This is a genomic window from Rhizobium aureum, from assembly GCF_030182495.1.
Taxonomy (GTDB): domain Bacteria; phylum Pseudomonadota; class Alphaproteobacteria; order Rhizobiales; family Rhizobiaceae; genus Rhizobium; species Rhizobium tropici_C.
The window spans coordinates 737,227-755,836 of record NZ_JAQJCI010000001.1; the positions used below are offsets into that span (position 1 = coordinate 737,227).

An 18,610-nucleotide genomic window follows, 5' to 3' on the forward strand; every position below is an offset into this window, starting at 1 on the left:
AATGGATACGACTTCATCGGTCAGAAAATTGGGTGCGATGGATGCGCTCGGGTGTATGGCGTTCTTGGCACTTCAATCTCCGCTTCACCGACGCTGGTTGGTCGCCGACATGGAAACGAACTTCGTTCCCGCACTCAAGGCGGGCCAATGCAAGATTTACTTTTTTGGGCCGGACAATCCCAAGGCCTTCGTGACATGGGCACTCGTCGACGAAGAAAGGCATCTAAAGCTGATGAGCGATGGCCTTACGCCTCATGAATCAAAATGGGCGTCAGGAGACAACCTTTGGTTCATCGATGTTGTCGCGCCTTATGGCGACGCGGCAATGGTCATTCGGGATATGCGACAAAATCACTTTTCCGGACAGAACGGATATTCGATCAAACGCAACCCCGATGGCTCAATTAATCGAATTAAGAAGTGGCGTAACATTCGTTGAAATTGAGCCTCGTCTCTCGCATGCTTTGCTTTAATCGCCAGCCGGGGAGGTTGCGATGAACCGAAGGAGGGATTCCCCATGACAACATCTGACGCGGAATTCCTTCACCCAAGGTCAACTTGCCGTAATCTAAAGCCTGCCGTGAAACACATTGGAGATCAGCTTATCGGCAGGTTTGCTCCGGCTCCACAGAGAGTGTTGTCAGGGGTAGCCATGTAAGTTCCATAAGATAGATTATCTGATTTTTGCATGCGGAAAGGTACATTCTATTTCCAAGTGCGGCATGCGAATGACGCCAATGGGTTATCACTCGGAAGGAACACGCAATGAGGCGCACCTACTCGCAGATTGGATTGGACGATCGTCGCTTCGCTCACTTGTCCGGCGCGAGGGCCGCCTCCACCCTGCGCAGCAGGCTCTTCAGCTCCGGCTCGCGGACCTGAGCGGCCGCTTCATTGGGCGAAAACCATTGCAGTTGGCGTTGGCCACGCTCTGGAAAGCGATCGGCCAATTCGGCGACTTCGAGAAGGTGGACTTGAACGATAGAGGGCACGGTCTCGCCGGTGCCGAGGACTTTGAGATAGGTATAGTAGCCGAAGCGCTTCTTCCTCGCCTTTCCTCTGACACCCGCCTCTTCCCACGCCTCGCGTTCGGCGACCTGATGCGGAAGCTTCTTGTCCATCGGCCAACCCCTGGGAATGACCCACCGGCCGCTTTCGCGCGATGTGATCAGCAGGATTTCGACATTCTCCCGTCCCTGCGACCGCCGGTAGCAGATCGCGCCATATTGTTCGATGGACCGGCCGGCGAAGAGTTTATCCGCTTCGCCGGCCAGACGGCCGAGATAGGTCTTTTTACTCATTGGCGGTCACGGCCGCCTGCGGCATCGGGCTCGGCGTCCGGCTCTGCAAGAGTTCACCGCGCTCTTCCAGAACGGGATAGGCGGCAGCGGCGACAAGATGGGAGTTGATCTGCTTGAGGTCGCGCAGCAGATCGAGGTGAAGCGAACTGGTCTCGGCGGTCTCGATGCCCCCTTGCCGCAGGCGCTGGAAATGGGCTTCCGTTCCCTCGCGCTCCGCCTTGCGGAAGATGACCTTTTCCTCCGCCAGCATGCGGGCGGCGCTCTCGTTCTGTGTCATGAACAGGGCTGCCGTTGTCCGCAGGTTCGATTGCAATCGGTCGAACAGCCTTGCCAGTTCGAGCTGGCCCTCCTTCGAGAAGCTCAAGCCCCGGCGCAGACGTTTGGCCAGATGCGGCAGCAGGTTCTGGTCGAGAACATCGCCGGCATGCTCCATGTTCATCGAAAACAGCAGGATTTCATTCAAACGCCGCCTGTCGGCTTCGCCGAGTTCGTCGGGATCGATCGAAGTCAGATAGGTCTTAACCGCCGTGTTGAGGCTGTCGAGGATGTTGTCCAGCGACCGCAGCCGCGCCAATGCCCGCCGGTCGGTGTCCGACAGCGCTGATTTCGCGCCGGCGAGCATTTCCGACAAGACGTCGACCAGTCTCAGCGCCTCTCGCGCCGCAGCTCCGAGGGCAACGACAGGCGTCTCCTTGGCGGCCGGATCGAGATATCTGGGGCGTGTCGGATCGGCTTCGTCGATCTTCTGCGGCAGCAGTTTCGTCAAAAGATCGGCATAGGGCCGCAGCAGCGGCATGAAGACCACCGCCAGAACGACATTGAAGGCACTATGAAAATTGGCGACCGCACGGCCGCTGTCGCTGTCGACCATCGCCGACAGGCGCGTGGCGGGCTCCAAGAGGCCGATCACCGCGATCACCCCGACAATGCGTGTCAGCATGTTGCCGATCGGCAGCCGCTTGACGGATAGATCGGCGCCCGACTGCCCTTCGATCAGCGGGTTGATCGCGGTTCCCAGATTGGCGCCGAGAACGAGAGCAAAGGCCTGATCGAGATCGACAAGACCCTTGCTTGCCAGGGACATGATGAGCAGCACCACGGCAACGCTGGAATGGGCGGCCCATGTGAGGATCGCCGCCAGAAGCATGCTGAGCACCGGTGTTGCGGCAATCGCATCCAGCACATAGGCAAGCGCCTTAGACCCTTCATATTGCGTCATCAGATCGAGCAACTGATGCAGCGCCAGAAGCATGAAGCCGAGCCCGATCATGACGCGCCCGAGATCGTGAATGCGCGAATTCGCGACCCGCCGAAACATCAGGACGCCGATAAGGATGAGCGCTGGCGAAGCAGCCGCGACATCGAAGGACAGCACCTGCACGATCAGCGTGGTTCCCACATTGGCGCCCAGCATGACGGCAAGCGCCGGCACGAGATCCACCAGCCCGCCGGCTGCAAAGCCCGACGCCATCAGGCCGGTTGCCGTGCTGCTCTGCAGGATTGCGGTGACGCCGATCCCGGCGAAAAACGCCTTCATGCGATTGCTCAAGGCGCGGCCGAGAAAAGAGCGAAGATCCGGGCCGAAGGCGCGTTGAATGCCTGTCTGGACCATGCGCGTGCCCCAGAGCAACAGGGCAATGTGGCCGGCCAAAGCAACAAGGCCGAAAATAAGCGCCATAGCGGTTCTCCGTATGTCAGCAATGCCCGGACGAATGCCGAACATCAGTATCTCGACTAACCAAACTTTTATTAGCCGACTATGTTTCTTTGCCTTTATGCCTTTTGCAAGACCAGATTGTCATAAAAACGAACGGGAGAACAATTTTACTGTTTAAAATCATGGTGATGAAATGACGTAAATCCCGTCATCATCTAGGATAAATATTCATTTCGTCTGGAAAGGTCCGTCTGAAAACGACGATTTTCGGTCCGCAACGCTATTATCCGATGGCATTGCCGCTTTTTCGATTTGATCCGTCCGACGTCTGGCCAATATAGCATAAAAATCAGCATAGACCTTTGGCGCGCGGGGTCCCCTGCCCGCAAGCCTGGAAGATGGGAAGACAAGCAGCCGAGGGCTTCAAGATGACGTGTTTTATCTGCATCACATGCGGCACGCAGTTCCGCGAAAGCGGCGCACCACCTCCAACCTGCCCGATATGCGAGGACGATCGTCAATTCGTGCCCCAATCAGGGCAGGAATGGACAGATATGGGAGCACTTGACCAAACCCATAGCGTGACCTGGAATAAAGAAGCGGAAGGCGTTCACAGCCTGCAGATCTCGCCTTCTTTCGGCATAGGCCAGCGCGCATTTCTGATCGAAGGTCCGGCCGGCAATATCCTCTGGGATTGCCTCAGTCTCGTCGATGAGCCCAGCAAAACCCGGATTGTCGCCATGGGCGGCTTGAGCGCGATTGCGATCTCCCATCCCCATTTCTATTCGTCGATGATCGAGTGGAGTGCGGCCTTCGATAACGCACCGGTCCATATCCACGCCGATGATGCCAAATGGGTGCAAAGATCCGGCCCCGCCCTGCGCCTCTGGACCGGTGAAACGCTGCGGATCGGCCAGGCGACCATGATCCGCTGCGGCGGTCATTTCGATGGCAGTTCCGTGCTCCATTGTCCCTGGCTCGAGGGTGGCCGAGGCGCCCTTTTCGTCGGCGACACCATGCAGGTCACCATGGACCGCAAATTCGTCAGCTTCATGCGCAGCTATCCGAACCTCATCCCCCTCGCCGCCAAGGCGGTCACGGCAATTTCGCAGGCCGTGCAGCCATACCGGTTCGAGGCGATCTATGGCGCATTCCCCGGCCGCACCGTCGAGAGCGACGGCAACCGCGTGGTGGAACGCTCGGCTGAGAGATATGTCAAGGCGATCGCAGGCTAGAGTGCCCCTACTCCCGATCCGCGTGCGGGATCGATCCGGTACGGATATGCACGTCATCCGGGGATTATCGCCGTCAGCGAAAATCTGCCGGACCGTCCACGCCAGCCGGCGCGGAAGATCATGCCATGATCGTCGAGCGCAGCTTCAATGCGAGATCGGGGCTATCCGAAGTCAGGCTGCCGATCCCCCGCCCCAGCCAATGGCGGAGGTTTGCCTCGTCGTTGATCGTCCAGACGCAGAGCCGTTCCAAAGGCAGCCGATTGCGGATCAGATCCCATTCGGCTTCCATAAGCTCGTGGTGGATGGCGATGATCTTCACCAGCTCATCCACCCGGTCGATGAAGGCGGCAAGCCCGCCCTGCCTTTCAGCCCAGGCGGCGTTGACGGAAACGAGACGCGAGATTTTCGGAGCATGATGGCGGCAATCCTCCAGGACCGAAAGGTCGAAGGAGGTCAGATAGGAGCGCTCCTCGATGCCGAAGCGGGCTAGCTCGCTTGCGACCCGCGCCGCAATATCCGGGTAAGGGGTTCCATTCCCGTCGACCTTGATTTCGACATACAGGTCGATGGCTTCGTTCGGTGCAAGCACCTGCAGCACTTCGGCAAGGGTTGGAATGGCCTCATCCGTGCCCTTCAGCCGCGTCGCCTTGCGGCCCTCGATCGACAAATCCTGTACGGGACCGGCGCTCTCGGTAGTGCGTTCAAGGGTCGGATCGTGAATGACGACGAGCTCGCCGGCCAGCGTCAGATGGACATCGAATTCAACGGCGTTCACACCTAGCTGGGCAGCATTGCGAAAGCCGGTGAGCGAATTTTCGGGCCAGAGGTTGCGGGCGCCGCGATGGCCGGTAATCAGGGTCATGGAGCATGTTTCCTATCGGATCGTGGGATCGAGCTTGTCGCGCAGCCAATCGCCGACGAGCGAAATGGAGAGCGTTGTCAGCATGATGACGATGGCGGGCGCCAGCATGATCCAGGGAGCGCGCGTCAGATACTCCCGGCCGAAGCCGACCATGTTGCCAAGGCTGGTTTCCGGCGGCTGTACGCCGAGGCCGAGAAAGGACAGACCGCTTTCCATCAGGATGATTTCAGGGAAAGTCAGCGTCATGGAAACGATCAGCGTCGAGGCGACATTGGGCAGGATATGGCGCAGGTAAACCCGTGCCGGTGTCGCGCCGAGCTGCACCACCGCGGCGGCATAGCCCTGAGCGCCAGCGGCGATGGCAAGCCCTCGCGCGATGCGCGCATAGCGCTCCCAGCCGTAAAAACCCATGAGACATACGAGCAGCAGCATCGAGGAACCGAAGAAGGCGAGCACCGCCAGCGACATGATGAGGAAAGGCAGCGCCGCCTGGAAATCCGCGAGCATCAGGACCAGATGCTCCACGAAACCACGGAACTGCGCCGCCAGGAAGCCGAGCAGTGTGCCGAAGATCGAAGATAGCAGCGTCGCGCCAAAGGCGATCACAAGCGAGACCCGGATCGACTGAATGAGGCGCGAAAGCACATCGCGGCCGAGTTCGTCGGTGCCGAGCAGATGCTTGGCCCCGCCCGGCGCAGACAGCCGGCTGGTCAGATCCATGGCGGTGATGTTGAAGGGGCGGATATGATCGGCAAAAATTGCGGTCGCGACCATGGCCGCAAGCCATAGCAGGCAAAGAGCGACCGAAAACGGCACGTTGCGACGCAGGAAGGAAACGAGGCCGCCCTGCTTTCGGGAGACCGGCGTTTCGATAAGATCAGCAGTAGCCATCATATTCTCCTCAGTGTCGCGCCGCATGCGAGCGAAGGCGCGGGTCGAGCCAGCCATAGAGCAGGTCGACGACGAGATTCGACACGACCATGGCGGCGGCGATGATGAGCAGGATGCATTGAACGACGGCAAGGTCGCGGTTGCTGACCGAAACCACCAGCAGGCGTCCGATGCCCGGCCAGGAAAAGATCGATTCCACCACGACCGCGCCGGCAAGCAGCGAGCCGACCATGAAGCCGACGATGGTGACGATCGGCACCGCCGCATTCGGCAGGGCATGCTTCCAGACCACATCGCGCCATGTCAGCCCCTTGGCGGAAGCCGTGCGGATATAGGGCTGCCCCATGACCTCGATCATGGCGCTGCGCGAGAAACGCGCGAGGATGCCGATCCCGCCGATGCTCATGGTCAGCGTCGGCAGGATACCGTGCATCCAGGTGTCCTGTCCGCCTGAGGGCAGCCAGCCGAGAATGACGGAGAAGATCAGCACGAGCACCAGCCCCATGACGAAAGAGGGAATGGTAAAGCCGAGCACGGCGGCAAGGATGACGCCGCGGTCCGTAAAGCTCTGGCGATGCAAGGCGGCATAGACACCCGCCGGGATGCCGAGGACGAGCTTGAGAACGAGGGCTGGGATCGTCAGCTGCAGGGTTGCGGGCACGCGTTCCAGCACCAGATGCAGCGCCGAAGCCTTGTCGCGCATCGAGACGCCGAAATCGCCGGTGAAGATCGATTTGATATAGGCGATATATTGAACCCATAGTGGCTGGTCGAGACCCCAGGACTTGCGGAAGGCATCGACCGCTTCCTGCGGCACATCAGGCCCGAGCATCACCAGGGCCGGATCGCCCGACATGCGCAGCACGACGAAAGCGAAGGTGATGACGGCCAGGATCGTCAGTGCGGCACGGAAGAGGCGGACGAGAACAAAGCGAATCATGATGGCCCCTATGCCGCGACCGGCGTGGTTTCACCCGTCACGACGTGACAGGCGGCAGTGCGTCCATCGCCAATCTCGCGCAGTTCCGGTGCGGTGGAGCGGCATATGTCGCGCGCCAACGGGCAGCGGGGATGGAAGGCGCAGCCGGATGGGCGGCTTGCGGGGTTTGGCGGCTCGCCTTGCAGGATGACGCGATCGCGTAGCGGCTTGCCGGGCACGGGAATGCTCGAAACCAGCGCCCTGGTGTAAGGGTGCTGCGGCGAATGGAAGATGACGTCGGAAGAGGCCTCCTCCATGATGCGGCCGAGATACATCACGGCGACGCGGTCTGCGACGTTGCGCACCACCTTCAGATCGTGACTGATGAAGACCATGGCGATGCCGTTCTGCTCCTGCAGGTCCCGCATCATGTTGATGACCTGTGCCTGGATCGACACGTCGAGGGCCGAAACGGGTTCGTCGCACACCAGAAGCCTCGGTCGCGAGGCGAGCGCCCGGGCAATCACCGCGCGCTGCCGCTGACCGCCGGAAAGCTCATGGGGATAGCGCTCCGCCTGGTCGCCACGCAGCCCCACGGCGGCCATGAGCTCCGCCACGCGCATGGCATGATGTTCCTTCGGAATGAGCTTATGGATCTCGAGCGGTTCAGCGATCTGGGCGGCGATCGTCAGGCGGCGGTCGAGGGCTGCAAGCGGATCCTGGAAGACGAGCTGCATTTTCGCCCGCAGTCTGCGCCACTCCGCGCTGCCGCGTTCGGGCATCGGCCGACCTTCGAAATGAATTGCGCCTTCCTGAGCGTCATCGATCCCAAGGAGCATGCGCCCGAGCGTCGACTTGCCGGAACCGGATTCGCCGACGATGCCGAGCGTCTCGCCGGGCGCGACCGCCAGCGACACGCCATCGACGGCGCGCACCGAGCTTGGACGGCCGAAGAGGCCGCTGCGCATGCCATAGATGCGCACAAGGTTGCGAGCTTCGATGAGCGGGGTCATTGCAACAGGCCCTCCGGAATATCGGACCGGATCTCGGAAGCCCCTGCTGCTGGCACGGGCCGCAGACAGGCAAGCTTGCGTCCGTCTTCGAGCGTAACAAGCTGCGGCCGCTCGTTGCGGCAGTCCTCGACGGCACGCATACAGCGCGGCGAGAAGGAACAGCCCTTCGGCAGATGTTTCGGATTCGGCACGGTGCCGCGAATGGGGATCAGCCGTTCGCGGCCACCATCGATGCGGGGAATGGCGTCGAACAGGCCACGCGTATAGGGATGCCGCGGTTCGGAGAAAAGCTGCTCGACACTGCCCTCCTCTACAATGCGCCCCGCATACATGACGCAGATGCGCTCGCACACCTGGCTGACGGCACCCAGATCATGGCTGATGAAGACGGTCGCCATGCCGGTCTCGGCGCGAAGCTCGATCAGCAGATCGAGGATCTGCGCCTGGATTGTAGCGTCGAGCGCCGTCGTCGGCTCGTCGGCAATCAGAAGATCGGGTTGGCCGGCAAGTGCCATGGCGATCATCAGGCGCTGGCACTGGCCGCCGGAAAATTCATGCGGATAGGAATCGAAGCGGCGACGCGCGTCGGGAATGCCGACCATATCCATCAGCCGTATCGCCTCCGCTCTTGCGGCCTCGCCGCGCAGGCCGCGGTGGGCAGCGAGCGCCTCGGCAATCTGCCGGCCGATGCGCAGCACCGGATTGAGGGAACTCGACGGATCCTGGAAGATCATGGCAATGCGCTTGCCACGCACGCTTTCGAGCACGGCACGCTGCCCGCCGATCAGCTCGCGGCCTTCGAGCTTGACGGAGCCGGCAACACCCGCCTTGGCGGGCAACAGGCCAAGTGCCGCCAGCCAGGTCACCGACTTGCCGCAGCCGGATTCGCCGACAAGGCCGAGCGCCTCACCCCTGCCGACATCGAGATCGATGCCGTGGAGAACCTGCACCCCGTCGAAGGCGACCGTCAGATCGCGCAGTTCCACAAGGCTGGAGCCGGTCGTGCCCATGTTTCATCCCCGCATTTCGTTCGAAGCAAAAGACGGCCCGCGGCGGGCTTGCCACCGCCGCGGGCCGAAGCGATGAGCTGGTCAGATCAACCAGTTGGTGGAGCGGAAGTCCATGGCGAAAGCCGGAGCCGCCTTCCACTTCAGCGATGACTTCATGCCGGTGAAGACGGCATTCTGATGCAGGACCTGGTAGGCCGGGTCTTCGCGTTCGCAGATCTCGAGCATGCGGGCGACGGCCTTCTTGCGCAGCTCACGGTCGGTCGAGGTTTCCATGACGACGGAGAGCTTGTTCATCTCCTCGTTGCTCCAATCCTTCTTCTGCTGGACTTCGCCGTTCGGGCCGAACTGCACGACCAGGGGCGTGATCGGGTCGTTGATGCTGTTGCCGGCCGACCAGTCGCGAACGCCCTTGACGCCGGCCGGATCGTGGATCTGGGCCCAGTTTTCCTTCATTTGGATCTCGACGTTGATGCCGACCTGCTTCCACATCTCCACCATGATCTGGCCGTTGGCCGTCTGGTTGGTGTAGTAATTGTTCAGCAGGCGGAACGGTATCGCATCGCCTTTGTAGTTCGCCTGCTTCAGAAGATCCTGGGCAAGCTTCGGATCATATTCCGGAACCTTCCAGCCTTCGATGAACATGTCGCTGGAACGGAAAGAATCGAACTGCAGGCCGGCCGGGACGACGGTCTTTCCGCCCCAAAGCGCGTCGACGATCGCCTGACGATCGATGGCATGCGTCATGGCGCGACGCACCAGCGGGTTGGCAAGGACGGGATTCTGCACGTTGAAGACCGAAATGCGATGGTTCCAGATCATCGAGTTTTGAACTTCATAGCCCGGAGCAGCCTGGACCGTGGCAATCTGGTCCGGCGGCAAGTCGCAGGCGAAGTCGTATTCGCCCGAAAGCAGGCCATTGACGCGCGAGGCGACTTCCGGAACCTCGACGAAACGGATCTGCTCGAGCGGCGGGCGGCCGCCCCAGTATTGGTCGAAGGCGATCAGCGTCAGCGAAACGTCGGGCTTGAATTCGCCGACCATGTAGGGACCGGTGGTAATGGGCTTGCGAGCCCAATCGGCATAGGCGGCGGCCTCATCCCAGCTGCGGCGGTTGGCAATCTGACTGCCGAAGGAATACAGACGGCCTTCCATCGTCACGTCGGGCGTCGCGTTGTGGAAACGAACCGTATATTTATCGACGATCTCGACCCCGGCGAGCGCCGGCCACAGACGGCGGCCGATGCCGGGAATGGTGGCCGGCAATTCCTTGACGGTTGCGGGCTTGTGATCGTCTTCGAAGATCGTTTTGCCGCCTGCGGGCTCGGTATTGCCGAACAAGCGCTCGCGCGAGAAGGAGAAGGCGACGTCTTCGGCGGTGAGTTCATCCCCATTGTGGAACTTCACGCCCTGGCGCAGCTTGAGTTCGAGCGTCCTGTCGTCGAGGCGCTTCCACTCGGTGGCAAGGCCCGGAACCGGCCCCTGGTTGCCCATCCAGTCGCGCAGGATCAGGCCTTCCCAAAGGTTCGGGAAGAAGACGCGCTCGCCGACGTTGGACTGCTCGTTCCATATGTCGAGCGTGTTGTTATTGGTGATCTTCTGGACCGCGATGGTGATGGACGGACGCTTGGCCTGGCTGAAAGCGAAGCGCGGCAGCATGAGCGTGCCGGCGGTTGCGCCGAGCAGGCCGAGCGCGCCGCGTCGATTGATCGAAAGCATCGGAAACTCCTCTTGTGATGACCCACGAGCCCCCCGGAGCCGCGCGGCCTTGCCTATTAAGATCGCTTGCATGTCGCCAGGTTGACGGCTTCATGAAGTTTCGGTTAACGCGCCCACCGCAGATGCGGCGAGGAGCGGTTTCGTCGCGCGAAATATCCGCGCGCCGAGATCATCTGGCGGCCGCATTCCTGGATGCAAAGGCGCCGGGCGCTCCGCTGAAAACGTGCAGGAAGCGACGGTGGACCTCTTCGCTCATGGAGACGCCGGCCTCTTGAAGCGCCCGAGCGAGCGTGCCGCCGGATATTGGCCCGCTGTCGATTGATGCCGTGTCGCAATCGGAAATCAGAAACTCTATCGTCATGCCGATGGCATTACGTTACATATGTTACACCTATGTGATGTTTGTAACTTTTGGGCATGTGGGCAGGCGAAATATGGAAGTGCACGAGATGAAGATCCGGGCGGCATGGCTCTACCACGTGGAAGGCCTGACCCAGGCACAGATCGCGGAGCGGATGACCCTTACCCGCCGGCGGGTGAACGAGTTGCTCGCAGCCGCCGTGGAGGAAGGGATCGTCAGGGTGAGCTTCGCCTCCCCGCTCACCGCCAGCATCGAGCTCGAATCGCGCTTATGCGAGCGCTTCGGCCTCGAAGGCGCTGTCGTGGTTCCGACGCCGGCCGATTCGCGCCTGCTCCATCAGGCAATCGGCCGCGGTGCCGCGGCCTATCTGGGTCGGCTGATCCAGGCACGCCGGCCGCGCTCGATCGGCGTTGGCTGGGGCGCGACGCTGCGCGAAACGGTGAGCCATATGACACCCGCGAGCGAAACGCAGATCGAGGTGCGCTCGATGATGGGCGGGCTGGCGCGCGGCTCTGAAATCAACACGTTTGAAATCGTCCGAGGCTTCGCCCAGGTGCTGAAGGCGGAATGCCACTATTTTCTCGCTCCGATCTACGCGGAAAGTCCGCAATCGCGAGAAGCGATCATCTCCCAATCTGTCTTCGAAGGAATTTTCCGCAAGACCTGCGAAGTGGATATTTCCTTCCTGAGTGTCGGCGACATGACCCGGCAATCGCTCCAGGTGCGCTATGGGCTGCCGGCCGGCACGGATGTCGAAACCCTTGCCATGGCCGGCGCAGTCGGAGATCTGCTCGGCCATTATCTCGACGCGGACGGCGCTCCTGTCGACCATCCGCTGAACGGAAAGGTGATCGCCCCTCCTCTCGCCGATTATCGCGGCATACCCTGTCGCATCATCGCTTCCGGCGGCCTGCACAAGCAGGCGATCCTGCGCGCGGCGATCCGGGCCGGACTGGCGACGTCGCTTGTCACGGACGAGGAGAGCGCAAAGCTGTTATTGTCCGCCTGATGATATCGGGCAGCAAAAGCGTTCCTCGAACGACTTCAGACTTCCGGTGCCATTTGCTTGTCCTTGACCAGTCGCGCCGGCAAAGTGACGGTCACAGACAATCCACCGAGATCGGAGCGGGCGAGCGTCAGCTTGCCGTCATAGGCCTCGGCCAGATCCTTGGCGATCGCAAGACCGAAGCCGGTTCCGGCGATGCTTTCGTCCAGTCGCCGGCCACGGCGGATGAAGGCGATCTCCGCATCCTCGGGCAGGCCGGGACCGTCATCCTCGATGAGCAACCTCACGCCTTCGAGTTCGGGCTGCAGCGACAGACGAACCTCGACCCTTCCCGCTGCCCACTTCCTGGCATTGTCGATCAGGTTGCCGGTAATATCGGCGAAATCCGCTTCGTCCACCGCCAGCCACATCTCGGCGGGTGCCGTGAGCTCGAACTCGATCTCCCGATCCGCCGACAGGCGCCGCATGACGGAGATGATCTTCTGCAGGTCTGCGCTGGCATCCATGACGCCGACCGTATGGGCGGCTGCCAGGCTCGCGCGGGTCTGCGCCAGCGTCCGCTTGATCTGCGCTTCCATACGGCTGACCTCCGCCTGGATTGCCGCGGCACGCTCCGACATGCCCTCCTCCGAAAGCATCCGCGCCGTAGCCTCGAGAGCCGCCAGCGGAGTCTTGAGGCCATGCGCGAGATCGCCGGCGCGAGCGCGCGCCTGGGTCAGCTGCGTCTCGCGGGACGCCAGCAGACCGTTGAGATCGTCCACCAGGGGCTGGACCTCGCGCGGAAACTGGCCCGTGATCTTTCGTGCGGATCGCTCCTGGACCGCCATCAACGCCGTGCGGAGATCGTTCAGCGGCCGCAATCCATAGCGCAGAAATACCACGACCGCCCCGATCAGGGCGACCGATAGCACGCCAAGGGAGGGTGCCATGGCATAGAAGAAGCGCCAGCGCGCCGGCGCAAGCTCACTGTTGTCGAGCGCCATGACGATGTCGACGATCTGGTCACCGGTGGCCGAGGGGATCGAGATGGATCGTTCGACGGCGAGAAGATGGCTGCCGTTCGGCCCTTTCATATCCGTTGCCCGGCCGGCATCGCGGGGACGGGCACGCAGCCAGGGCAGGTTCTGCTCCCAGAGCGATTGCGAGCGTAGTTCGACGGTGCCGTTGCGCCCGACCTGCCAGTAAAAACCGCCATTCGGAATGCCGAAACGGGGATCCGTCGGCGTATCGTCGAGGAAGAGCTGATTGGAGGCATTGATATCGACCGCCGCCAGCAGAACGCGCAGTTCCTCGTCTATCTCGGAAAGTGCAAGCGCCCTCACCGCCAGTCCGGAAATGGCGTTGATGCCGACCCCGGCCAGAAAGGTTGCAACGATGATCGCCACCACGGAACCCAGCAGCAACCGCCCCCGCAGCGAGAACGGTGTCATGACGGCGGCGCCTCGCGCGGGATGATATAACCCTGGCCCCGACGAGTCTCGATGACCGTCCCATCGAATTTGCGCCGCAGGCGCGCGACGACGACTTCGAGCGCGTTCGACAGCAGTTCCGTTTCCTCGTCATAGATACTGTCGGCGATCTGCGACCGCGACAGGACGGTACCGACATTGTGCATCAAATAGGCCAGAAGCCGATATTCAAGGGCCGTGACCTGCACCGGCTGCCCGCGAAACGAAACCGTGCGCTGGCGCGTGTCGAGTTCCAGCACGCCATTGGAAAGTATGGGAGAGGATTGTCCGGCGGCGCGGCGCATCAGTGCGCGCACGCGGGCGAGAAGCTCCTCCATTCGGAAGGGCTTGGTCAAATAGTCGTCGGCACCTGCATCCATGCCGTCGACCTTGTCGCGCCAGCCGTCACGGGCCGTCAATATGATGACAGGCATGCCGCGGCGCTCGGCACGCCAGCGTCGCAATACCGTCAGGCCGTCGAGCTTCGGCAGCCCAAGATCCAGGATAACGAGATCGAAATGCTCGATATCACCGCGATACCATGCCTCTTCGCCGTTGCTCACGGTCGAGACGACATAGTGCTGGTCTTCCAGGCAGCGGCGCATATCCGCCACGATGCTGGGCTCGTCCTCGGCTATGAGAATGCGCATCGTCAGCGTCTCTCGATCACGGCGAGCGTTGCACCGTCGAGCACGATATCGCCGCGCTTGCCGTCGGGTTTCAGCACGCGCACGGCATAGGCCTGATGGCCGGCGCGGCGAACCCGCTTGATTCGCAGCACCCGTCCCGGCATTTCGCGTGCAACGACGGCATAGATGTCGCGCAGTGGCCGCAGCGTACCGGCATCCTCCACCAGCACGCTGCTATGCGGACGGGCCGATGCCTCCATGCCTATGGAACTCAACGAAGCTGCCACCAGGAGAACGGACAGTCGGCGGGGCCTGCCGGCTCTTCGCTCGAATATGCGCAACGAATCAATCCTTCTTCACATGCTCGCAGGTCGCATCCTGCACCGGTAAACCATAACTTTCTCAACATTACAGTTCCCTGACAACCCCCGTAAGAGAGCTGCAAATTGGAGGGTGTATAAGCGTTGACAAATGGCACGCTGATCGTGCTGAGTTTCGTTCCGCAGAAGTTACCATGACTATCCAGATTTCGTCGATTACTTCAAATGCCAGCCTCTCGGTTTCCTCAGGCGGCATCCGACCCGAGTTCGTCCGCAACGAGACGCTCGTAGACATCTTCAAGGCAACGGTCGCGGCCAGCCCGGACAAGACGGCACTGACCCTCATTGAAACCGACGAGGCGATGACCTATGCCGAACTCGACCGGCTCTCCGATGAAGCCGCGCGCGCGCTGAGCCGCCGCGGCATCGGTCCCGGCGATTTTGTCGGCCTGTGGTTCCAGCGCTCCCTCGAGCTCCACGTCGCGCTTCTGGCAATCCTCAAGGCGGGTGCTGCCTACATCCCCTTCGATGCCGCCGCCCCTGCGGATCGTCTCGCTGTCAGCCTTACCGACTGCGGCGCGAAATGGCTGCTGACGCATGAAGAGAAGGCCGCGCTTGCGCCCTCCTTCGATGGCCAGACGCTTCTCCTCAAGAGCCTGCTTTCCGAAGACAATGCGGACATCGTTCCGCGCGTTTCCACTCACGACGATCCCGCCTATGCGATCTATACCTCCGGCTCCACCGGCAAGCCGAAAGGGATCGTCATCACGCACCGGAACATCTGCCATTATCTGCGGGCAGGTAACGATGTGCTTGGGCTTGTCGAATCGGATGTCGTCCTTCAGCAGGCTTCGGTCGCCTTCGATCTTTCTCTGGAAGAAATATTCATCCCCTATCTGGTCGGCGCGACCCTGAAGGTCGCGACATCGGAAGTCATGGCCGAGCTCGACAGGCTGGCCGACATCCTGGAAGCGGAAAAGATCACGGTCATCGACACCGTGCCGACCCTGCTCACCATGCTGGAGCGCGACGTCGAAAGCCTGCGCGTCATCATCGTCGGCGGCGAAGCCTGCCCGCCTGCGATCGTCAGCCGATTCTCCAAACCCGGCCGGCGCCTGATCAACACCTACGGCCCCACCGAGACGACCGTCGTGGCGACCTTTGCCGAACTCGACCCGTCGCGGCCGATCACGATCGGCTGTCCGATCGCCAATACGACCGCCTATGTCGTCGACGAAAACCTGCAGCTTGTTCCGCGTGGCGATGCCGGCGAGCTGCTGATCGGCGGGCCGGGTGTCGCCGCCGAATACAGAAACCTGCCGCAGTTGACCGCCGCCAAATTCATCGCCAATCCCTTCGTGGCCCACGACGATCCGGTGCTTTACCGCAGCGGCGACGCCGTTTTGATGGATGAAGATGGTCAGCTCCATTTCCTCGGACGCATCGACGACCAGGTCAAGATTCGCGGTTATCGTATCGAGCTCGGCGAGATCGAGACCGTCGTCGGCGAGCTTCCGGACGTGAAGGCGGCCTCCGTCGTCGTGCACCGGCCGCCGGATGGCGAGGAAATGCTGGTCGCCCATGTCGTAACGGCTGGCAACAGCTTCGATCGGGAGAAGGCGCGCGCCGTACTGGCGGCCAAGCTGCCGCCCTACATGGTGCCCGCGGCCTGGCACAGCCACGTGTCGCTGCCACGGCTGCCCTCCGGCAAGATAGACCGCAAGACGCTTGCCGCCATCCCGCTGGTGAGCGATCAGGCGACACAAGCGCAGGAGCCGCCGCGCACATGGACCGAGGCGCAGCTGCTGAAGGCGGCGACCGAGGCGCTTCGCCTGCGCTCCATCAATTTCGAGGCGGATTTCTTCACTGAGCTCGGCGGCCATTCCATGCTGGCGGCCCGCTTCGTGTCCGAGGTCCGCAAGATCCCGCTGCTGGCGGGGATCGCATTGCGCGACGTCTATGCCGGCCGCACCCTGCGGGGCATCGCGGCGATCCTCGAGCAACGGACCGAGCGCGCCCCCGGGCAGGAACCCAAGAATTTCGAGCCGGTTCCCTGGCGTCGGCGCTTCTTCTGCGGCCTGGCGCAGGCCGCGGTGCTGCCCTTCATCGTCGCGCTCGCGACGCTGCAATGGATCGGCCTGCTGCTCGCGTCGATCCTGCTGATCGACGACGGCGCGTCCGTCTGGAATGAGATTCTCATCCTCGGCGGCGTCTACCTCGCCCTCAATCTCGGCGAAAAGCTTGTCGTGGTTGCGCTTAAATGGCTCGTCATCGGCCGCACGCGCCCCGGCGTCTATCCGCTGTGGGGCAGCTATTATTTCCGCATCTGGCTGATGCAGCGCATCGTTCAGCTCACGGCTCCGAAATTCCTCAAGGGCTCGCCGCTCATCCGCCTCTACATGCGGGCATTGGGTGCCAAGGTCGGCCAGGATGCGATGATCGATGAGTTCGAAGAAGGCGCAATCGATCTCGTGCGCGTCGGCGCAAGATCCAGCCTCGGCGTCAAGATCAAGCTCGCCAATGTCGAAGTCATCGGCAACGAAATCCATGTCGGCACGATCGACATCGGCGACGGTGTGCAGATCGGCAATGGCTGCGTCATCGGCCACAATGTCAAGATCGGCGATGGCGCCGTCATCGGCGATCTGACGGCGATTGCCGCGGGCACGCATGTCGAAGCCCATACGCGCTGGGACGGTTCGCCTGCTCGCCAGACCGGTCATGCGGAACATGAGGAGATGCCGGCGCATCCGGAGTTGGGAATCGCCGGGCGCGTATTCCAGTTCGCCGCTTACTTCGTCGCCTATAATGTCAGCCTCGTCGTCGGCCTCCTGCCGATCTTCCCGGCCTTCTATCTGTTCTCCGCCGTGCAGCAGATGTTCTCTCCGGGCACTGACGAGCCTCTGTCCTGGGGAATGATCGCCGCGCTCTCCTGGCCGGCCGCCCTGCTGCTGATCATCGTGTCGATGGCTGTCGTCGTCGCGTTCCGATGGGTGCTGCTGCCCCGCGTCGTGCCGGGCCGCTACTCCATCTTCGGCAACCTCTATTTCCGCAAATGGATCGTCGGCTTGACCACCGAGGCCATGCTGGAAACCTTGAATTCGCTCTATGCCACGGTCTTCATGCGCAACTGGTACCGCCTGATGGGCGCCAAGATCGGCAAGGGCACGGAGATCTCCGCCAACTTCGCCGGTCGCTACGACCTCATCGAAATGGGCCGCGACAACTTCATCGGCGACGAAACCATCTTCGGCGACGAGGAAATCCAGAACGGCTGGATGGTGCTCAAGCGCCTGAAGACCGGCGACCGCTGCTTCTTCGGCAATTCCTCCGTCATCTCGCAGGGTGCCGTGATCGAGAGCGATTCACTCGTCGGTATCAAGACCCGCCTACCCGACTCGCTGCATGTCAAGACGGGCGAAACCTGGTGCGGCAGCCCCGCCTTCCAGTTCCCGACGCGCGAGCGGCTGCAGGCTGCTGCCACGAGCACCTATGCGCCGCCTTTGCGCATGCGGCTCGTGCGCATCGCGTTCGAGGCCATGCACACGTCCCTGCCGACCGCCATCCTGATCGTCATGGCACTCGCGATGTCCGATCTGATGGCAAGCGCGATCGACGATGGCGCCTGGGGCAGGCTGTTCTGGACGCTGATGGCTTCCGGCCTGGCAACTTCGGGTATCCTGTATCTGGTTGCGGTCGCCTTCAAATGGACGCTCATCGGCACCTACAAGCCCATGAACCGGCCGATGTGGTCCTGGTGGGCGATGCGCACAGAGGCCGTCGCGGTCTTTTACGGCGGGCTCGCCAGCAAGATGCTGCTCGACTACCTGCGCGGCACGCCCTTCCTGCCCTGGCTGCTGCGCCCCTTCGGCGCGAAGATCGGCCGCGGCGCATGGCTCAACAGCACCGACATTTGCGAATTCGATTGCACTCATATCGGTGACCATGCCGTGCTCAACATGGGATCCTGCCCGCAGACGCATCTTTATGAAGACCGCATCATGAAAGTCGGCCGCATCACGATCGGCAACGGCGTCTCCGTCGGCTCGGGCAGCACGGTCCTCTACGAGGCCAATGTCGGAGATTTCGCCGAGATCGGCCTGTTGACCCTCGTCATGAAGGGCGAGGCCATCCCGGCAGGCACCTCATGGGTCGGCACGCCCGCCCAGGCCGTGCAAGCCGAGCAGGAGCCTGCGCCTGCGGTTCAAAAAGAGATCCTGCCCTCCGCGGCCGCGTGAGCGG

At 61.9% G+C, this 18,610-nt stretch carries 15 protein-coding genes; 4 read left to right on the forward strand and 11 right to left on the reverse strand.

The genetic code is table 11. The annotated features are described in order from the left end of the window. Position 1: 1 nt before the first annotated feature. Positions 2–439 (forward strand): toxin-activating lysine-acyltransferase, encoded by a 438-nt coding sequence (locus tag PH552_RS03470; RefSeq protein WP_113248843.1) that lies wholly within the window; start codon positions 2–4, stop codon positions 437–439. 373 nt (positions 440–812) lie between these two features. On the opposite strand, the gene PH552_RS03475 is transcribed toward PH552_RS03470, so the two are convergent. Continuing rightward, complete coding sequence (locus PH552_RS03475; RefSeq protein WP_112345782.1) at positions 813–1,301, reverse strand: NUDIX hydrolase; 489 nt, start codon at positions 1,299–1,301, stop codon at positions 813–815. Further along, on the reverse strand, positions 1,294–2,979 hold the full coding sequence (locus PH552_RS03480) for a Na/Pi cotransporter family protein (protein WP_113248844.1): 1,686 nt from the start codon (positions 2,977–2,979) through the stop codon (positions 1,294–1,296). The genes PH552_RS03475 and PH552_RS03480 overlap by 8 nt, the downstream gene beginning before the upstream one ends. 407 nt (positions 2,980–3,386) lie before the next feature. Between PH552_RS03480 and PH552_RS03485 the strand changes: the two genes are divergently transcribed. Next, the gene (locus PH552_RS03485; protein ID WP_113249068.1) at positions 3,387–4,193 is read left to right on the forward strand and encodes an MBL fold metallo-hydrolase; all 807 of its coding nucleotides are present in this window, start codon (positions 3,387–3,389) and stop codon (positions 4,191–4,193) included. Between the two features lie 118 nt (positions 4,194–4,311). Here the strand turns inward: PH552_RS03485 and PH552_RS03490 are convergent, their stop codons facing one another. The 6 genes from PH552_RS03490 to PH552_RS03515 all read right to left on the reverse strand — a co-directional run bounded on the left by PH552_RS03490 (position 4,312) and on the right by PH552_RS03515 (position 10,604). Continuing rightward, entirely contained in the window at positions 4,312–5,055 is a 744-nt protein-coding gene (locus PH552_RS03490; RefSeq protein ID WP_113248845.1) for a glycerophosphodiester phosphodiesterase family protein, read from the reverse strand. A gap of 12 nt (positions 5,056–5,067) precedes the next feature. Beyond that, entirely contained in the window at positions 5,068–5,946 is an 879-nt protein-coding gene (locus tag PH552_RS03495) for an ABC transporter permease (RefSeq protein ID WP_113248846.1), read from the reverse strand. Positions 5,947–5,956: 10 nt separating this feature from the next. Beyond that, complete coding sequence (locus PH552_RS03500) at positions 5,957–6,886, reverse strand: ABC transporter permease (RefSeq protein WP_113248847.1); 930 nt, start codon at positions 6,884–6,886, stop codon at positions 5,957–5,959. Between the two features lie 8 nt (positions 6,887–6,894). After that, complete coding sequence (locus PH552_RS03505; RefSeq protein WP_113248848.1) at positions 6,895–7,878, reverse strand: ABC transporter ATP-binding protein; 984 nt, start codon at positions 7,876–7,878, stop codon at positions 6,895–6,897. Continuing rightward, positions 7,875–8,888, reverse strand: a complete 1,014-nt coding sequence (locus PH552_RS03510; protein WP_113248849.1) for an ABC transporter ATP-binding protein — start codon at positions 8,886–8,888, stop codon at positions 7,875–7,877. The genes PH552_RS03505 and PH552_RS03510 overlap by 4 nt, the downstream gene beginning before the upstream one ends. 81 nt (positions 8,889–8,969) lie before the next feature. Next, positions 8,970–10,604 carry an ABC transporter substrate-binding protein gene (locus PH552_RS03515; protein ID WP_285165488.1) on the reverse strand — a complete coding sequence of 545 codons (1,635 nt, stop codon included), beginning with the start codon at positions 10,602–10,604 and terminating at the stop codon, positions 8,970–8,972. Positions 10,605–11,038: 434 nt separating this feature from the next. On the opposite strand from PH552_RS03515, the gene PH552_RS03520 reads away from it, so the two are divergent. Next, complete coding sequence (locus PH552_RS03520) at positions 11,039–11,974, forward strand: sugar-binding transcriptional regulator (protein WP_113248851.1); 936 nt, start codon at positions 11,039–11,041, stop codon at positions 11,972–11,974. 35 nt (positions 11,975–12,009) lie between these two features. Here PH552_RS03520 and PH552_RS03525 read toward each other — a convergent pair whose 3' ends face one another. From PH552_RS03525 to PH552_RS03535, 3 genes are read right to left on the reverse strand one after another with little or no spacing between them, the layout of a single operon-like run. Then, positions 12,010–13,401: a sensor histidine kinase gene (locus tag PH552_RS03525; RefSeq protein ID WP_183761876.1), complete on the reverse strand. Its 1,392-nt coding sequence runs from the start codon at positions 13,399–13,401 to the stop codon at positions 12,010–12,012. Further along, on the reverse strand, positions 13,398–14,069 hold the full coding sequence (locus PH552_RS03530; RefSeq protein ID WP_113248853.1) for a response regulator transcription factor: 672 nt from the start codon (positions 14,067–14,069) through the stop codon (positions 13,398–13,400). Before PH552_RS03530 ends, PH552_RS03525 begins: the two co-directional genes overlap by 4 nt. A 2-nt stretch (positions 14,070–14,071) precedes the next feature. Next, entirely contained in the window at positions 14,072–14,323 is a 252-nt protein-coding gene (locus PH552_RS03535) for a PepSY domain-containing protein (protein WP_245430540.1), read from the reverse strand. Between the two features lie 239 nt (positions 14,324–14,562). Between PH552_RS03535 and PH552_RS03540 the strand changes: the two genes are divergently transcribed. Beyond that, positions 14,563–18,606 (forward strand): Pls/PosA family non-ribosomal peptide synthetase, encoded by a 4,044-nt coding sequence (locus PH552_RS03540; RefSeq protein WP_113248854.1) that lies wholly within the window; start codon positions 14,563–14,565, stop codon positions 18,604–18,606. Positions 18,607–18,610: the final 4 nt, after the last annotated feature.